The organism is Aeromicrobium sp. S22 (genome assembly GCF_009661045.1).
Taxonomy (GTDB): Bacteria; Actinomycetota; Actinomycetes; order Propionibacteriales; family Nocardioidaceae; genus Aeromicrobium; species Aeromicrobium yanjiei.
This window is the reverse complement of record NZ_WJWV01000001.1, coordinates 1,635,144-1,651,308: the sequence shown is the minus strand read 5'-3', so window position 1 is coordinate 1,651,308 and position 16,165 is coordinate 1,635,144. Positions and strand designations below refer to the sequence as shown.

Here is a 16,165-nt window from a genome sequence, read left to right as displayed (position 1 = left end):
TCGAGGCCCAGCCCTGGCCCGGACACGCCTACCATCGCAGGGTGGCAGTCAGAAGCGAGATCGACCGCACGCCCGCCCAGTTCACGGATGCGGTCGCGCAGGTGCGAGGTGCCGTCCTGCGACCCGAGGTCGTGGTCGACGAGATGCCCGCACCCCAACGCATCGCCCCGCACGCATTCGCGATGAGCGGTGACGTGCTGGTCGGCGAGGACGAGCTCGCGACCGGGCGCTTCATCCTCCTGCACGATCCGGCCGGCAACGACGCATGGGGCGGTACGTTCCGCTGCGTCACGTTCGCCCGCGCCGACATCGAGGCCGACATGGCCGCCGACCCCGTGCTCCCGAGCGTGGGGTGGAGCTGGCTGACCGAGGCGCTCGACGCGTTCGACAGCGCGTACGCCGCAGCGAGCGGCAGCGTCACCGTCGTGCGATCCGAGGGATTCGGCGAGATGGCGGCCGATGGCGGTGACGCACAGATCGAGGTGCGCGCGTCCTGGACGCCCTTGGTCGAGCAGCCCACGTCCGACATGGGCGGGCACGCCGCCGCCTGGTCCAACCTGCTCTGCGCGATCGCGGGCCTCCCGCCCCTCGCGCCAGGCGTCATCCCCCTCCAGCGCAGGCGTGGTGCGCGTTGACCACTCCCCCCGAGACCGGGCCCGACGAGACCGCAGGCGCGGCGGAGGAGACTCCCGAACCGGTGGCACCCGAGGCGCCGCGGCTGCAGCTGCGTGACCCACTCCCGCCGGTCGTCGACACCCCGGAAGCCCTGCAGGACACGTGCGAGCGCATCGCGGCGGGCACCGGCCCGATCGCCCTGGACGCCGAACGCGCCTCGGGCTACCGCTACTCCCAGCGCGCCTACCTGATCCAGATCCGTCGCGAGGGCTCCGGCACGCACCTGGTCGACCCCACGGCGTTCGACAGCCTCGTGCCCCTCGACACCGCCTTCGACGGCAACGAGTGGATCCTGCACGCCGCGACGCAGGACCTCATGTGTCTCGCCGAGGTGGGCCTGTACCCCGAGGCGCTGTTCGACACCGAGCTCGCCGGGCGACTGCTCAACCTGCCGCGGGTCGGGCTGGCCGCCCTGGTCGAGCACTACCTCGGGCTGAGCCTGGCCAAGGAGTTCTCCGCCGCGGACTGGTCGACCCGTCCCCTTCCCGAGCCGTGGCTGGTCTACGCGGCACTCGACGTCGAGGTCCTGATCGAGCTCCGCGACCTGATCGACGCCGACCTGCGAGCAGCAGGCAAGCGTGAATGGGCCGCGGAGGAGTTCGAGGCGCTGCTGCTCTTCCAGGGTCCGCCCGAGCGCAAGGAGCCGTGGCGGCGGGTCTCCGGCATCCACAAGGCTCGTGGGCGTCGAGCCCTGGCCCTGGTCCGTGAGATCTGGGAGGCCCGCGACCGTATCGCCGAGGCCCGCGACACGACTCCCGGTCGGGTCCTGCCCGACAGCTCGATCCTCGAGCTGGCGACGTCGCCACCCCAGGACGTCACGGCGCTCAAGAACATGCGCATCATGCGCAACCGAGGTCCCCGCCGGTTCGCGAGCGAGTGGTTCGACGCGGTCGAGCGCGGTCTGGCGCTCGCGGAGATCAAGCTGCCCACCACCAACCAGCGCGTCGACGGTCCCCCACCGCCGCGCGCATGGGCGGACAAGAACCCCGTCGCCGCAGATCGCCTCGGTCGCAGCCGCGAGGTCGTGACCGCGATCGCCGAGGAGCACGACCTGCCGACCGAGAACCTCATCTCGCCGCAGCTGGTGCGCAACCTCGCCTGGGAGCCTCCCGCGGAGATCACGACCGAGGCCGTCGGCGCAGTCCTGCGCGAGCAGGGCGCCCGCGGCTGGCAGGTGGGGCTCGTCGCCGCCCCACTCGCCGAGGCGTTGGCCGACACTTCTTCGTGATCTCACAGGTCCTACGCAGCCAAGGACAGGCATGCCTGCCCTTACACTCATGAGGTGCTCGCCAACTTCCTCATCGGTCTCAGAGAGGGTATGGAAGCCAGCCTCGTCGTCAGCATCCTGATCGCGTACTTGGTGAAGACCGACCGGCGGCACCACATCCGCTACATCTGGATGGGGATCGCGGCCGCGGTCACCCTCGTCCTCGTCGCGTTCACCGCGATCAACATCGCGATCGGCTCCCTCCCCTTCCGCACGCAGGAGCTCGTCGGCGGCACCTTGTCGATCCTCGCGGCGGCCCTCGTCACGTGGATGATCTTCTGGATGCGGCGCACCGCCCGCGGGCTGAAGAAGGAGCTCGAGAGCGAGATGGCCGACGCCGTCACGCTCGGACCGCTCGCAGTCGCGTTCGTCGCCTTCCTGACGGTCGGGCGCGAGGGCCTCGAGACCGCCGCGATCATGTACGGGACGGTCGCGGACGCGTACACCGCAACACCGTTCATCGGCGCCGCAGGAGGGCTGCTGGTCGCGGTCGTCCTGGGCTACCTGATCTATCGCGGGGCCATCACGGTCAACCTCGGCAAGTTCTTCACGGTGACGGGCTATCTGCTCATCGTGGTCGCCGCGGGCGTCCTGGCCTACGGGATCTACGACCTCCAGGAGGCGGCGTTCCTGCCCCGGCTCACGTTCGAGGTCGGCGGCATCTCCGACCTCGGCAACGCAGTCTTCGACATCTCCTCGACCATCCCGCCCGACAGCTGGTACGGCACGCTGCTCAAGGGCACGGTCAACTTCCAGCCGAACCCGTCGTGGCTGCAGGTCATCGGCTGGGCCTGCTACCTGTTCCCCGTGCTGTGGCTGTACTCCCGCAAGCCCGCGGCCCCGAAGGCCGCCGCCCCGGCCGATGCCCAGGTGGACGTCGCCCGGTAGTTGATTCCCGCCGCTAACGTGGGCGCATGACATCGGCCCCCCGCGCAGCTCGATGAACGACTACAAGAAGCCGTCCCTGCCCGGTCCTGCCCTGTTCGAGGCGCAGGCCGGAGGCAGCGATCCCGCCGAGGCGACGGCTGCCGGGCATCGCATCGCCAACCTGCTCGTCCGTGGGCCGCGCACGGTCGACGACCAAGGACTCGTCGACCGGGTGCTGCACCTGGCCGACGAGGAGGGCCTCGGGGTCATCGCCGAGCTGTGGTCGCACGCCGCACCGGACACCGTCGCCGGAGCGCTGTGGCGGCTCTACCTGCTGCGCACGTCGGTGCACCGCCTGCCCGAGCAGGCCGCCCGCGAGTTCGCCGCCGGCAAGGCGTACGCGCCCGTGCACGAGGTGCTGGCCGGCGTCATCGACCCGCCGGGTCCCGACGAGGTGATCGCACTCGTCGACACCGTCGTCCGCGGCATCGTCGGCTCCCACTTCGACGTCACGCTGGACCGCGCCGCGGCGTTCGCGCACATCGTCGGGGTCGGTCGCGCGCAGCTCGAGGGGGGCGACCCCCACAGCGCCGCGAAGCTCGTCGACACCGCCCTGCACCTGCGCAAGGCAGCCGAGCTGGAGCGCGCCGGCGAGCTCCACTGAACGTCACACCGTCGGTGCTTGTGTGGTCACCGCGCTCGGTTAGTCTTGAGGTCGCGTCGGGCTGCGGTAGCCCCGGGTCCCAAAATTAGCCGCTTCGAGCGGCCATGCGCCGTGAGGCGCTTCCCAGCCCGGCGTGACCCCCTCTCCGTGACCACTCGGCATGGTCACCACGGACCAGATCGGCCGCGCTTTCGGTCGTTCCGGCCCCAGCCCGCCGTCCTGCGCCTAGCCTCATGACTGCGGGGACCGTTGAGCCCCCGACCGCCGACCGGCATCGATCCAGGGCGAAGGCCGGTCGGCTCGGTCGGCTATCTGGGTGCGTACGTCGTGTATGACTGCCGCGGACGACCGATCTGCGCCAGCTCGTCCAAATCGTCCGGCGACGGGACCCAGGCGGCCGCCGCGGCGTTGGCCGCGACCTGCTCCGGCCGGGTCACCCCGGCGATGACGCTCGACACGGCCGGCTGGGCCGCCAGACCACCGATCGCGAGGTCCAGCACGGTGATGCCACGGGAGTCGGCGAAGGCCTCGAGCTGCTCGATCCGGTCCCAGTCGGCAGTGCGCAGGCGTTCGGCCTGCGACGCCAGCTCGAGACGCGACCCGGCGGGCGGGGCCTGGTCCCGGCGGTACTTCCCGGTCAGCAGGCCGTACGCGAGCGGGAAGTAGGGCAGGATCCCGACGCCCAGCTCGAGGCACGCGGGGACGAGCTCCACCTCCGCGGTGCGGTTGTAGAGGGAGTACTCGTTCTGGGCGGTGACGTACGAGGCGAAGCCGTTCGTCCGCGAGATCCACGCCGCGTCCACGACCTGCCAGGCCTGCAGGTTCGACGAGCCGATGGCCCGGACCTTGCCCTCGACGACCAGCTCGTTCATCGCACCGAGGGTCTCCTCCATCGGCGTCGTCGGGTCGGGGGTGTGGAGCTGGTAGAGGTCGATGTGGTCGGTGCCCAGCCGGCGCAGGCTCGCCTCGACGGCCGTACGAACGTAGGCCGCGGTGCCCCGACGGCCGCCGTCATCACCGTTGACGCCGCCCATGTCCATGCCGAACTTGGTCGCCAGCACGACCTCGTCACGCCTACCCCGCAACGCCGTCCCCAGCAGGGTCTCGCTCTGGCCGCGACCGTACGAGTCGGCGGTGTCGAAGAAGGTGACGCCGTGCTCGAGTGCCGCGTCGACGACTGCGGTCGTGCGGTCCTGATCGATGCGCGTGCCGAAGGCGTTGCAGCCGATGCCGAGCGCGGACACTGCGATGCCGCTCGAGCCGAGGGTGCGAGAGGGGGTCGTCATGCTGCCACCCTAGGCAGGGGCGCGAGCGTGCACTTGGTCACGTACGACCCACGGTCCTTCCTCTCCCGTAGACTGGGAAGCATGCTCATGAGGTCCGCGGCGCGCAGAACCGCTGCTGTCCTCATGGTGGCGCTGGTCGCCATGCTGCTGGTCGCGACCGGCGGACCCGCGCGCGGCGCGCACCAACGGGTCAGCGCCAGCACCGGACACGCGACGGCCGCCGGTGTGCAGAGCGGGCGACACCTCGACGTGCAGGCCCCGACGCCGCAGCACGACCAGGCGTCCCATCTGCTCGACCTCGCGTCCACTCCCCCGTCTCCGGCCCCTCAGCGGGTCGATGCCGGCTGGACCACCCTCACGACCGACACCGCGACGTACGTCGGCGCTGACGCCGTGACCCCGACCGGACGGGCACCGCCGGCTCGCTGACCCGCGCCCACCCGTCCGATCCACGCCTCCCGGCGTCACCCCGAAAGTCCTCCATGACCTCCCGTGCTCCCTTGTGGCGGGCGATCGCTGCCTTCGCGATCGTCGCTGTGTCACTGCTGCTCGCCCTCAAGCTCGACGCCAAGCTCGGCCTCGACCTCAAGGGCGGCACCCAGATCGTCCTCGAGACCCGCGACTCCGAACGCGTCAAGGCCGACGCGGAGTCGACCGACCGCGCGCTCGGTGTCCTGCGCGGACGCGTCGACGCCCTCGGCGTGGCCGAGCCGACCCTCGCCCGCTCGGGCGACAAGCGCATCATCATCGAGCTCCCGGGCGTCCAGGACCCCCGCGAGGCGGCAAAGGTCATCGGCCAGACCGCCCAGCTCTCGTTCCACGAGGTGCTCGCGGTCCCCGAGGCCGACGCCAAGCCCGGCAAGGGCGAGAAGATCGTCGAGGACGAGGACGGTCGCCCCATCCTCATCGGCAAGCAGCTCCTGGACGGCAATGGCGTCAAGGATGCGAACGCCGGCCAGAACGAGCAGTCGCTGGGCCAGTGGATCGTCAACATCGAGTTCAACAAGGACGGCAGCAGCGGCTGGAAGCAGCTCGTGTCCGATGCGTGCGCCAACCCGGCTGCGGGTCAGCGCATCGCGATCCTGCTCGACAACGAGACCATCTCCTCGCCCGCCGTCCAGCCTGACCTGTGCGCGTCCGGCGGTGGCGGCTCGACCCAGATCACGGGTGACTTCGACTCCGAGAGCTCCAAGGATCTCGCCGCGCTGATCAAGGGCGGCGCACTCCCCGTCCCCGTCGACGTGATCGAGCAGAGGACCGTCGGCCCGACGCTCGGCAAGGTCGCCATCGACGCCTCGATCGAGGCCGCCATCATCGGCATCATCCTGACCGGCCTGTTCATCATGTTCGTCTACCGACTGGTCGGCTTCCTCGCCACGATCGCCCTCGCGACGTACGCCCTCATCGCCTTCGCCCTGCTGGTCTGGCTCGGGGCGACACTCACCCTGCCGGGCCTGGCGGGCTTCGTGCTCGCGATCGGTCTGGCGATCGATGCCAACGTCCTGGTGTTCGAGCGAGCGCGGGAGGAGTACGCCGAACGACGCTCGGCGGGCCTGTCCCCCGCGCTGACCACCGGCTTCAACAAGGCCTGGTCGGCGATCCTCGACTCCAACGTCACGACCCTGCTGGCCGCGGGGCTGCTGTTCTTCTTCGCGTCCGGCCCCGTCAAGGGCTTCGGCGTCACGCTGTCGATCGGCGTCATCGCCTCGATGGTCTCGGCTCTGGTCATCGCACGCGTGCTGTGCGAGTGGGCCATGCGCCGTGCGTTCGTCCGCAACCGTCCCGAAATCAGTGGACTGGCGGGCACCGGCCGCATCCGCAGGTGGCTGACCGAGAGCGGTCCTGACCTGATGAAGCGCAGCGGCACGTGGATCGTGATCACGCTGGTCGTGGCCGTCGTCTCCGTCGGTGGCATCGCGATCCGCGGGCTCAACCTGGGTGTGGAGTTCACCGGCGGACGCCTGCTGGAGTACTCGACGTCCAAGTCCGTCGACGCCGAGGACGCCCGTGTGGCCGTCAGCGACGCCGGGTTCACGCAGGCCGTCGTCCAGTCGTCGTCCGGCGAGGACGGCCGCGAGAACATCAGCGTCCGCCTCGACGAGATCACCAACGACGAGGCGGTCGAGGTCGAGAAGGCGCTCGCGAGCGTCGCGGGCGACGTCGAGAAGGAGCGCGACGAGCTGATCGGCCCGAGCCTCGGCAAGGAGCTGCGCGACAAGGCACTGATCGCCTTCGCGATCGCCGTGGCGGCACAGATGCTGTACCTCGCGTGGCGGTTCCGGTGGACGTACGCGGCGGCCGCCGTGCTGTCGATGTCCTCAGTCGTGCTGACGGTGGTGGGTGTCTTCGCCTGGTGGGGCAAGCCCATCGACGGCGTGTTCCTCGCGGCGGTGCTCTCGATCATCGGCCTGGCCGTCAACGACACGATCGTGGTCTTCGACCGCATCCGGGAGCACACACGGGAGAATCGCAAGCGGCCTCTGCGGGACGTGGTCAACGAGGCGATCCTGCAGACCATCCCCCGCACGATCAACACGGGTCTGGGAGCGATGTTCATCCTGGCGGCGCTGGCCGTCCTGGGTGGGGACTCGCTCACCGACTTCGCGATCGCGCTGCTCATCGGTCTGTCGGTCGGCATCCTCTCGACGATCTTCACCGCCTCGGCGCTGGCGGTCGTCCTGGAGGAGCGCTTCCCGCACGACCCGGACGCGGCCCCCAAGAAGGTCATCGACCCGTACGCCTCGGTCGACGACGGGCGGTCGACGGGTGCCGTGATCTGAAGCGCGTGCGCAGCGCGGCGGGATAGGCATATCGTGTCGCCATGAGCGACATCGGGGAGGTACGTTTCGGCGGGCGCGCCAAGTGGGGCGCCGTCGCAACCAACCTGATCATCGCCGCGCTGGGCACGTTCCTGGTGGTCGTGGCCTTCGTCGCGGTGCCGGCAGACGTCCACGCGCTGCGGGCGCTCGGCTGGTACACCGTGGCCGCCACGGTGCTCACCGTCGCTCTCGCCGTCGCGCTCGCCGCGACCGGCCGGCTGCCGACGGTGCACCGCGTCGACCTCGACGGCGAGGACGCACGTGGTGTCGAGTCGTGGCCCTGGCAGTGGCGCTACGACCTGGTCATCGACCTGGGACTCGGTGCCGCACTCCTCACGGTGGCCGGTATCGGTCTGGTCGAGGGAGGCTCGTGGCTCGTACCGAGCGTCGCTGTCGGTCTTGTCGGCATCTGGTTCCTGGTGCGCGCGATCTTGTCCGCGAGCGGTCGCCGCCGCAACGAGGCGCTGTGGCTCACCTCCGGCGAGCTCGTCCACGACACGGTCAACGGGCGTGAGCGCTGCGGTCGCGCCAGCGTCACCCGGGTCGCGGCCATCGATCAGTACGTGGTGGCTGACATCGAGGGCAGGACCCGGCATCAGCCTGCGCCCCCGCCCCGGCCCTGGCGCCGTCGCCGCCGGCTGGACAACCCGCGCACGGTCGTCTTCGACACGACCCTGACGGGCCACACACCTCAGCAGATGGCCGACTGGCTGCGGACCGAGCTCGAGCTCACCGACCGCCAACGGCTGCGACGCTGACCCACGACCGGGCACGACACGTCGACACACAGGGGATGACGATGAGCACGAGCACCACCGAGTCCGCGACCGGGCGCGCCATGCCGCCGGTCGTCTACGTCCCGACGACGGACGACCCCGACCCGCACCAGCGGCACATCGTGATGCACCACGTCGAGGACGGCAGGACTGCCCTCTACGCGTACTCGGCACCCGACCGGCTGGAGGACTTCTATCTTCCGGGCAGCCCCTGGGTGCTGTGCGACGTACCAACGCTTCAGCGCATCCACGACGAGACGCCCTACGACCTGCTGTTCGTCGACGTCGATCCCGGTCTGCGCGAGGAGACCTCGGAGGTGACCGCATGACCGGCCGCCTCGACGTCGACCTGGCCGCCCTCGCGTCGATCGCGTCGATGTTGGACCGCGGGGCGAGCGGGCTGGATGAGCTGTCCGGCTCGGTGCCGGCAGGCGTCGATGCCGGTCCCATGACGGGCGTCATCGCGAGCATGCTGAGCCAGGTCGTCGACAGTGCGGGCAACGTGTCGTCCGCGTCGAGCGGCGCAGCCGACCTCGTCCGGCTCAGCCGGGACTACTACCAACGTGCTGACGCCGAGGCCGAAGCCACGTTTGCCGACATCAAGAAGGCGACCGAGCGGTGAGCGTCGACACCGAGATCGAGGGCTCGCCGTCGTCCGTCGAGTCTGTCGCGACCTGGCTGCGCAACTCACTGGCGCCCGAGATCGCCGACGCCGCCGACGGCATGAACGACGCGCGCAAGTCCGCCGACGACTCCTGGCAGGGTCCGGCGGGCGACCAGTTCTCGTCCTGCATGTCGGGCGCCCGCGACAAGACGGACTCGCTGGAGAGCGCAACGAAGAAGATGGCCGAGGACCTCGACGACTTCGCCGAGAAGCTGCGCGGCTGCCAGAACGACATGGCCACGATCCGCAGCGACGCGACGGCCGCCGGCCTCACCGTCGTCGGCTTCATGGTGCAGGACCCCGGCCCCGGGCCGGAGCGCCCGCCGGACGGCTTCACCGGCACGCCCGAGGAGGTGACGGCGCACAACGCCAAGGTCACCGCGTACGACACTCACCAGGACAAGATCCGGGCGTACAACCACGCCTCGAGCGAGGCCGCACGCATCGACCGCAAGTACGCCACCGCCTGCCGGTCTCTCCAGGACGACTACACGGTCGGCCAGCACGCGTCGTGGCTGCTGACCACCGCTGACATCCTCGGGGACGCCGCGGTCGGCGCCCTCGGCGTCGCCGTCGCAGGCAAGCAGAGCAAGCTCAACAAGCGCGCGGCGGATCTCGTTGACGAGGCTCGACGCGCGATCGACGACCTGCAGGCCCATCCCGAGCGCTACATGAAGCGCAAGTGGATCTTCTTCAAGAGCCTCGACACGGCCAAGCTGGAGGCGGACCGGCTCGCCCTGGCGGGCAAGCTCGACGAGGCGGAGGACCTGCTGCGGCAGAGCCAGCTCGCAGGCGAGGGCAGGGTCCCCAAGGTGCTGGGCCGGTTCGGCAAGGTGCTCGGTCCGATCGGCCTGGGTCTCGGTGCCTACAACGACTACCAGGAGGGCGAGACCACGACCCAGATCGTCGTCTCGCAGGGCGCGTCGACCGGCGCGGGTCTGCTCGTCGGTGCCGGCGCCACGGTGGGGACGAGCGCGCTCGTCGGTGCCACGATCGGCTCCGTAATACCGGGCGCAGGCACGGCCGTCGGGGCGGTGGTCGGCACCGTGGTCGGAGCCGGCATCGCGATCTTCTCCGACGGCGCGATCGACTCGTTGTTCGAGAACGGTCCGGACGTCGGCAAGGCCTTCGACGAGGGCGTGGACGCGCTGAAGGACACAGGAGGCGCGATCAAGGACGGCGTCTCCGGCGTCGCCGGCAAGATCGGCGGACTCTTCGACTGATCCGCTGCTCCGGCGCCACACCTGGGCAGGTTGTGCACAGATCTGGTCCCAGGTCTTACCGAATCGCTGGTATTTCGGTAGTTTCCGAAGATGCGATTCGGGGGAATTGTCCTGGCGACGGCGTTGGCCCTCGGTGCCTGCTCGTCTTCTGACCCGGCGCCGATCGAGCCCCAGCGCTCGGCCACGACCCCGACGCCGACCGCCACGGCCCCACCCATGCCGGACCAGGCCCGCCAGGACTCCCCCGAGGGTGCCGCCGCCTTCGTCAAGCACTACGTCGACGTCTTCAACTACGCCGCGGCAACCGGGGACGTGGAGGAGCTCACCCGCCTCTCCGCCCCTACGTGCGAGGGCTGCCAGAGCTACATCTCGCTCTACCGCGACACCTACGCCGCGGGCGGCTACTTCAAGGGTGCTGACTGGACGATTGGCGACCTCCGACTACAGGAGGAACGCTCCGTCACTTACGCAACCACGCTGGTTAAGGCGGATCCAGGGCCCTACAGGGAGTCCTCGAAGGAACCAGAACAAGTGAGCAGCGGCAAGGACAATCAAGTCAGCTTCGCGCTTCAGCGATCCGCGACGGCTTGGCAGGTCACCCAAATCGGCCTCGGAGCTGTTCAATGAAGACGCCCCTCGCCGTTCTGGTTCTCATCGGGTTCCCTGTGACCGGTCATGACGACATCCGCGTGAAGCCCGCGCCGCACGAAGCTCAGGTGGTGTTGGAGGCGCGGCAAGTCACGGCTCCGAAATCAGCACCGGCTGCCGGTCGTCCCGGGACTGGATCGCCCGGTGCCGCGCCTGTCAACGATCCGACGTATGACCGGATCTACATGCAGTGTCGGGTGGATCCGGTGAACGCGATCTACGGTTGCCGCACCCAGACGCCGGAGGACCCGGAGGATCCCGAGGCTGAGGAACGGCGCGAGCTCACTCCGGGCGACGTCCTGCGGGCGGCGCGGGAGATCGGGCTGCCGAGCTTGCAGGTGCAGATCCAGCCCGGCGACGAGACGTTGGTGAACGTCGAGACGATCTTCTACGCGCAGCCGCAGGCGTTCGAGCGCAGCATCGAGCTGCTCGGCTACGACGTCGACCTGGTCGCGCAGCCTGCGAGCTATCACTGGGTGCACGGCGACGGCACGACACGATCGACCTCCACACCGGGCAAGCCCTATCCCGCGATGGACGTCACGCACCGCTATCGCGAGCCTGCGGACGACGTACGCGCGCGGGTCGACGTCACGTATCGGGTCCGATATCGCGTCGACGGCGGTGCGTGGCAGACCATCGGCCAGACGCTCGTGGCATCGGGTCCGGCCGCACAGCTCGACGTGAGGGAAGCGGCCCCCGTGCTGACGAGGCGTTGAGTGCAAGAATGGCCGCATGCCCATTGCAAGCCATATCGTCGAGCTGATCGGCAACACCCCGCTGGTCCGCCTCAACTCTGTCACCACGCCCGGATCGGCAACGGTGGCCGCCAAGATCGAGTACCTGAACCCCGGAGGCAGCGCCAAGGACCGCATCGCGGTCAAGATGGTGGACGCCGCGGAGGAGTCCGGTGCCCTGAAGCCCGGCGGGACCATCGTCGAGCCGACCTCCGGCAACACCGGCATCGGCCTGGCCCTCGTCGCCCAGCAGCGCGGATACAAGTGCATCTTCGTGTGCCCCGACAAGGTCGGCGAGGAGAAGCGCAACGCGATGAAGGCGTACGGCGCGCAGGTCGTCGTCTGCCCGACGGCAGTCCCGCCCGAGCACCCCGACAGCTACTACAACGTCTCGGACCGGCTCGTCCGCGAGACCGAGGGCGCCTGGAAGCCCGACCAGTACTCCAACCCCGCGGGTCCTGAGAGCCACTACGAGACCACGGGCCCCGAGATCTGGGCGGACACCGACGGCAAGGTGACGCACTTCGTGGCCGGTGTCGGCACAGGTGGCACGATCACCGGCGTCGGGCGGTTCCTCAAGGAGAAGAACCCCGACATCAAGATCATCGGCGCCGACCCCGAGGGCTCGGTCTACTCCGGTGGCACGGGCCGCCCGTACCTCGTCGAGGGCGTCGGCGAGGACTTCTGGCCCAGCGCGTACGACCCGAGCATCCCCGACCAGATCATCGCCGTCTCCGACGCCGACTCCTTCGACATGACCCGTCGCCTCGCGCGCGAGGAAGGTCTGCTCGTCGGCGGCTCCTGCGGCATGGCCACGGTCGCCGCACTGAAGGTCGCGGCCGAGGCCGGCCCCGACGCGCTCGTCGTGGTGCTGCTGCCCGACGGTGGCCGCGGCTACCTGGGCAAGATCTTCAACGACGACTGGATGTCGTCCTACGGCTTCCTGCGCGAGCCCCTCGACGGCACCTCCCACCAGCTCTCGGTCGGTGACCTGCTGCTGAGCAAGACCGGCGGTCTGCCGGCACTGGTCCACACCCACCCGTCCGAGACGATCCGCGACGCGATCGAGATCCTGCGCGAGTACAACGTCTCGCAGATGCCGGTCGTCGGTGCCGAGCCGCCCATCGTCATCGGTGAGGTCGCCGGCAGCGTCAACGAGCGCGCGCTGATCAGCGCCGTCTTCGAGGGCCGCGCCCAGCTGACCGACCCCGTGTCGCGTCACATGGAGCCGCCGCTGCCCCTGCTCGGCTCCGGCGAGACGCTCGACGACGCCCTCAAGGCGCTCAGCTCGAGCGACGCCGTGATGGTCGTCGAAGAGGGCAAGCCGCTGGGTGTCCTGACCCGCCACGATCTGCTGGGAGTGCACGTCTGATGGGCAACGACGAGAGCGCACGCGACGAGGGCCGGACGCACGGATTCGCGACCCGGGCGATCCACGCGGGCTACGAGCCCAATGCGGAGAACGGCGCGGTCAACGTGCCGATCTACGCCAGCTCGACGTTCGCGCAGGACGGCGTGGGCGGCATGCGCGGCGGCTACGAGTACGCCCGCACCGGCAACCCGACCCGCAAGGCGCTCGAGGGCAACCTCGCGGCGCTGGAGAACGGGACGTACGGCCGCGCGTTCAGCTCGGGCATGGCCGCGACCGACACCGCGCTGCGGTCGCTGCTGCGTCCCGGCGACCACCTCGTGATCCCCGACGACGCGTACGGCGGCACGTTCCGCCTGATCGACAAGGTCTTCACCCAGTGGGGCATCACATACACCCCCGCCGCGGTCAACGACCTCGACGCGATCCGTGCCGCGGTCACCCCGGCCACCAAGGCCATCTGGATCGAGACGCCGACCAACCCGCTGCTCAACATCGGTGACATCGCCGCGATCGCGGAGATCGCGCACGCGGCGTCCGCGACGTTCGTGGTCGACAACACGTTCGCCTCGCCCTACCTGCAGCAGCCGCTCACGCAGGGCGCCGACGTCGTCCTGCACTCCACGACCAAGTACGTCGGCGGGCACTCGGACGTCGTCGGCGGAGCGCTGATCACCGACGACGAGGAGCTCGACGCCGCGTTCGCGTTCCTGCAGAACGGCTCAGGCGGTGTGCCCGGTCCGTTCGACGCGTACCTGACGATGCGCGGCGCCAAGACGCTGGCCGTGCGGATGAACCAGCACTGCGACAACGCCGAGGCGGTCGTCGACTTCCTGCAGGGACACCCGGCGATCTCGTCGGTCCTGTACCCGGGTCTCCCCGAGCACCCCGGCCACGAGGCCGCGGCACGCCAGATGCGTCGTTTCGGCGGCATGGTGTCCGTACGCCTGAAGGATCGGCAGTCGGCGCTCGACTTCTGCTCGCGCACCGAGCTGTTCACCCTCGCGGAGAGCCTCGGTGGCATCGAGTCGCTCATCGAGCACCCCGGCGCGATGACCCACGCCTCCACGGCGGGCTCGTTGCTCGAGGTGCCCGACGACCTCGTGCGGCTGTCGGTCGGCATCGAGGACGTCGCGGACCTGATCGGTGACCTCGAGCAGGCCCTGAGCTGAGCGCGACCCACCGGCTCGGGCTGCTCGGCGCGGCCCTCTGGACGCTCCAACCGCTGTACGTCGTGACCGAGCTGGTGGTCTCGCGTCACACGTCGACGGACTACTCGCTGGCCCACAGCACGATCAGCGACCTCGGCAACACCGCGTGCCGGACGATCCGCGGCGACGTGCTGTGCTCGGACTGGCACGCGGGCATGAACGTCGCGTTCGTCTGGTTCGGCCTGACCCTGCTCCTCGGCGCGCTCCTGCTGGGCCTGCGCGCCCTTCCCGGGCGGGCCGGGCGGGCCTCGGTCGCGCTGTGGTGCGTCTCGGGCCTCGGCACGATCGGGGTGGGCCTCGCGCCGGTCAACGAGGACGGCGCGCTGCACAGCCTGGTGGCGGTACCGATCTTCGTGGCCCAGCCGCTGGCGCTGCTCCTGATGGGCCTCAGCCTGCGCTCCCGCAGCACGATCGTCGTCGCCGGGCTGTCGTTCGTCGGGGTCGTCGGCTTCGCCACGCTGCTGCTGACCGACGCCACGTCGTACGTCGGGGCGTTCGAGCGGCTCGCGCTGTGGCCGGGCTACCTGTGGGTCGCGGTCATCGCTCTCGCCGTGTCGGGCCCGAACGCCGGACGTACGACCTCGGGGGCTGCCAGAATCCCAGCATGAGTCGTGTGATGCTCCTGCTGGCCCACCCCCGGTCGACCAGCTTCTGTCATGCCCTGGCCGAGCGGGTCGCCGAGCAGCTGATCGAGCTCGGGCACGAGGTCCGCTCGCACGACCTGTACGCCGAGAGGTTCGACCCGATCCTCGCGACGTACGAGTCCCACACGACCGGTGACGAGACCGAGTCGGCGCTCGCGCGCGAGGAGGATCCGCTGATCAGCCTGCACCGTGCGGAGCTGCGCCAGGCCGACGGGCTCGCGGTCGTGCACCCCAACTGGTGGGGCATGCCTCCCGCGATCCTGACCGGATGGGTCGACCGGGTCGTCGTGCCCGGTGTCGCGTACCGGCTCGCCGACGCCACCGGGCACCCCGAGCCCCTCGCGCCGGTGCAGCAGCTCTTCGTGGTCAACACGTCCGACACCACGGACGAGCGCGAGGAGACGCTCTACAAGGACCCCCTCGCCTCGATCTGGGGGCGCTGCATCGCGCCCTATCTCGGCAGCCCAGCCGTGACTCGCCGCGTGCTCCGTCCCGTGGCGGGCTCGTCGGACGAGCAGCGCGCGGCATGGCTCGACGAGGTCGGCGTGCTCGCCGCCGAGACGTTCGGGGCCGTCTCCTAGGCTGGAGGACATGTCTGAACGTCGTGGTCTGTTCGGTGAGATCTCCTGGCTTCAGGTCGCAGGCAGCGTCCTGGCCGCTGTCACCTCCGCGTGGCTGGCGTCCCGGCTGGGTGTCGCGGGAACCATGATCGGCGTGGCGCTCGGCAGCTTCATCGCCACCGTCGGCTCGGCGTTCTACGCGCGTACGCTCGACAAGGGCAAGACCCTGCTCGCCCAGACCGCGTCGGGTGCGCTCGTGGAGCGGACGGTCCAGGACGGCGAGATCGCCGAGGCCCTCGACGAGATCGCGGAGGCCGAGCACTCCCCCGTCCGCAGCGCTGAGGTCGTCGACAACGACGGACCCGTCCTGCGCTGGAAGGCGGTCATCATCACGACCGTCGTGGTCGCCCTGCTCGCGCTCGCGGCCATCACGACGTACGAGCTCGTGTCGGACAAGACCCTCGGCGGGTCGAGCGGCACCACGATCGGCGACACGTTCGGCGGCAGCAAGAGCGACAAGGACGCGCCCGGCAAGGACGATGACAACAACAAGGACGACGAGAAGGACGAGGACCCGGATCCGGCGGTGACCCCCGACAACCGCGACCCGGCACCGGCGCCCACGGCCACGAGACCCACGCCGACGCGGACGGCCACGCCGGAGCCCACCCGGCCGAGCCCCTCGGTCGGCGAGACCGCCCCGACCCAGGACGCGCCGGAGCCCACCGATCCCGCTCCCGAGCGGGTGGAATGAA

18 protein-coding genes are annotated in these 16,165 nt (G+C 70.0%); 17 read left to right on the top strand and 1 reads right to left on the bottom strand.

The annotated features are described in order from the left end of the window. Window positions 1-41 precede the first annotated feature (41 nt). Genes GEV27_RS08005 through GEV27_RS07990 form a run of 4 tightly spaced genes read left to right on the top strand, consistent with a single transcriptional unit; the run spans window position 42 to window position 3,473 of the window. Window positions 42-635 (top strand): DUF3000 domain-containing protein, encoded by a 594-nt coding sequence (locus tag GEV27_RS08005; protein WP_153653027.1) that lies wholly within the window; start codon window positions 42-44, stop codon window positions 633-635. After that, entirely contained in the window at window positions 632-1,903 is a 1,272-nt protein-coding gene (locus tag GEV27_RS08000; protein WP_153933853.1) for a ribonuclease D, read from the top strand. Before GEV27_RS08005 ends, GEV27_RS08000 begins: the two co-directional genes overlap by 4 nt. Before the next feature lie 54 nt (window positions 1,904-1,957). After that, complete coding sequence (gene efeU, locus GEV27_RS07995; RefSeq protein ID WP_309222104.1) at window positions 1,958-2,830, top strand: iron uptake transporter permease EfeU; 873 nt, start codon at window positions 1,958-1,960, stop codon at window positions 2,828-2,830. Between the two features lie 52 nt (window positions 2,831-2,882). Further along, window positions 2,883-3,473, top strand: coding sequence for a hypothetical protein (locus GEV27_RS07990; RefSeq protein WP_153933852.1), 591 nt, complete (start codon window positions 2,883-2,885; stop codon window positions 3,471-3,473). Between the two features lie 308 nt (window positions 3,474-3,781). Here the strand turns inward: GEV27_RS07990 and GEV27_RS07985 are convergent, their stop codons facing one another. Beyond that, complete coding sequence (locus tag GEV27_RS07985) at window positions 3,782-4,759, bottom strand: aldo/keto reductase (protein ID WP_153933851.1); 978 nt, start codon at window positions 4,757-4,759, stop codon at window positions 3,782-3,784. 81 nt (window positions 4,760-4,840) lie between these two features. Between GEV27_RS07985 and GEV27_RS07980 the strand changes: the two genes are divergently transcribed. The 13 genes from GEV27_RS07980 (at window position 4,841) to GEV27_RS07920 (ending at window position 16,164) form a co-directional block, all read left to right on the top strand. Then, a complete protein-coding gene (locus GEV27_RS07980; protein ID WP_153933850.1) occupies window positions 4,841-5,188 on the top strand; it encodes a hypothetical protein in 348 nt (115 codons plus the stop codon). Window positions 5,189-5,241: 53 nt separating this feature from the next. Beyond that, the gene (secD, locus tag GEV27_RS07975) at window positions 5,242-7,539 is read left to right on the top strand and encodes a protein translocase subunit SecD (RefSeq protein WP_153910741.1); all 2,298 of its coding nucleotides are present in this window, start codon (window positions 5,242-5,244) and stop codon (window positions 7,537-7,539) included. Between the two features lie 41 nt (window positions 7,540-7,580). After that, window positions 7,581-8,336, top strand: coding sequence for a hypothetical protein (locus tag GEV27_RS07970; RefSeq protein ID WP_153933849.1), 756 nt, complete (start codon window positions 7,581-7,583; stop codon window positions 8,334-8,336). 41 nt (window positions 8,337-8,377) lie between these two features. Continuing rightward, window positions 8,378-8,683 (top strand): SAV_915 family protein, encoded by a 306-nt coding sequence (locus GEV27_RS07965; RefSeq protein ID WP_153910737.1) that lies wholly within the window; start codon window positions 8,378-8,380, stop codon window positions 8,681-8,683. Next, window positions 8,680-8,976: a hypothetical protein gene (locus GEV27_RS07960; protein WP_153910735.1), complete on the top strand. Its 297-nt coding sequence runs from the start codon at window positions 8,680-8,682 to the stop codon at window positions 8,974-8,976. The genes GEV27_RS07965 and GEV27_RS07960 overlap by 4 nt, the downstream gene beginning before the upstream one ends. Next, a complete protein-coding gene (locus GEV27_RS07955; protein ID WP_153933848.1) occupies window positions 8,973-10,241 on the top strand; it encodes a hypothetical protein in 1,269 nt (422 codons plus the stop codon). Before GEV27_RS07960 ends, GEV27_RS07955 begins: the two co-directional genes overlap by 4 nt. 90 nt (window positions 10,242-10,331) lie before the next feature. After that, complete coding sequence (locus GEV27_RS07950) at window positions 10,332-10,868, top strand: DUF6318 family protein (RefSeq protein ID WP_255489067.1); 537 nt, start codon at window positions 10,332-10,334, stop codon at window positions 10,866-10,868. Continuing rightward, complete coding sequence (locus GEV27_RS07945) at window positions 10,865-11,608, top strand: hypothetical protein (protein ID WP_153933846.1); 744 nt, start codon at window positions 10,865-10,867, stop codon at window positions 11,606-11,608. Before GEV27_RS07950 ends, GEV27_RS07945 begins: the two co-directional genes overlap by 4 nt. Window positions 11,609-11,624: 16 nt before the next feature. Then, window positions 11,625-12,998 (top strand): cystathionine beta-synthase, encoded by a 1,374-nt coding sequence (locus GEV27_RS07940; protein WP_153653044.1) that lies wholly within the window; start codon window positions 11,625-11,627, stop codon window positions 12,996-12,998. Continuing rightward, window positions 12,998-14,167 carry a cystathionine gamma-synthase gene (locus GEV27_RS07935; protein WP_153933845.1) on the top strand — a complete coding sequence of 390 codons (1,170 nt, stop codon included), beginning with the start codon at window positions 12,998-13,000 and terminating at the stop codon, window positions 14,165-14,167. The genes GEV27_RS07940 and GEV27_RS07935 overlap by 1 nt, the downstream gene beginning before the upstream one ends. A 62-nt stretch (window positions 14,168-14,229) precedes the next feature. Beyond that, window positions 14,230-14,814 (top strand): DUF998 domain-containing protein, encoded by a 585-nt coding sequence (locus GEV27_RS07930; protein WP_194944154.1) that lies wholly within the window; start codon window positions 14,230-14,232, stop codon window positions 14,812-14,814. After that, entirely contained in the window at window positions 14,811-15,431 is a 621-nt protein-coding gene (locus GEV27_RS07925; protein WP_153653047.1) for an NAD(P)H-dependent oxidoreductase, read from the top strand. Before GEV27_RS07930 ends, GEV27_RS07925 begins: the two co-directional genes overlap by 4 nt. 10 nt (window positions 15,432-15,441) lie before the next feature. Then, complete coding sequence (locus GEV27_RS07920; protein ID WP_153653048.1) at window positions 15,442-16,164, top strand: hypothetical protein; 723 nt, start codon at window positions 15,442-15,444, stop codon at window positions 16,162-16,164. Window position 16,165 lies beyond the last annotated feature (1 nt).

What these genes read in the sequence shown, in the direction of transcription:
- GEV27_RS07990 (WP_153933852.1), top strand. Translation starts at nt 2,883, where the DNA reads ATGAACGACTACAAGAAGCCGTCCCTGCCCGGTCCTGCCCTGTTCGAG.
- GEV27_RS07985 (WP_153933851.1), bottom strand. Translation starts at nt 4,759, where the DNA reads ATGACGACCCCCTCTCGCACCCTCGGCTCGAGCGGCATCGCAGTGTCC.
- GEV27_RS07980 (WP_153933850.1), top strand. Translation starts at nt 4,841, where the DNA reads ATGCTCATGAGGTCCGCGGCGCGCAGAACCGCTGCTGTCCTCATGGTG.
- secD (WP_153910741.1), top strand. Translation starts at nt 5,242, where the DNA reads ATGACCTCCCGTGCTCCCTTGTGGCGGGCGATCGCTGCCTTCGCGATC.
- GEV27_RS07970 (WP_153933849.1), top strand. Translation starts at nt 7,581, where the DNA reads ATGAGCGACATCGGGGAGGTACGTTTCGGCGGGCGCGCCAAGTGGGGC.
- GEV27_RS07965 (WP_153910737.1), top strand. Translation starts at nt 8,378, where the DNA reads ATGAGCACGAGCACCACCGAGTCCGCGACCGGGCGCGCCATGCCGCCG.
- GEV27_RS07960 (WP_153910735.1), top strand. Translation starts at nt 8,680, where the DNA reads ATGACCGGCCGCCTCGACGTCGACCTGGCCGCCCTCGCGTCGATCGCG.
- GEV27_RS07950 (WP_255489067.1), top strand. Translation starts at nt 10,332, where the DNA reads ATGCGATTCGGGGGAATTGTCCTGGCGACGGCGTTGGCCCTCGGTGCC.
- GEV27_RS07945 (WP_153933846.1), top strand. Translation starts at nt 10,865, where the DNA reads ATGAAGACGCCCCTCGCCGTTCTGGTTCTCATCGGGTTCCCTGTGACC.
- GEV27_RS07940 (WP_153653044.1), top strand. Translation starts at nt 11,625, where the DNA reads ATGCCCATTGCAAGCCATATCGTCGAGCTGATCGGCAACACCCCGCTG.
- GEV27_RS07935 (WP_153933845.1), top strand. Translation starts at nt 12,998, where the DNA reads ATGGGCAACGACGAGAGCGCACGCGACGAGGGCCGGACGCACGGATTC.
- GEV27_RS07925 (WP_153653047.1), top strand. Translation starts at nt 14,811, where the DNA reads ATGAGTCGTGTGATGCTCCTGCTGGCCCACCCCCGGTCGACCAGCTTC.
- GEV27_RS07920 (WP_153653048.1), top strand. Translation starts at nt 15,442, where the DNA reads ATGTCTGAACGTCGTGGTCTGTTCGGTGAGATCTCCTGGCTTCAGGTC.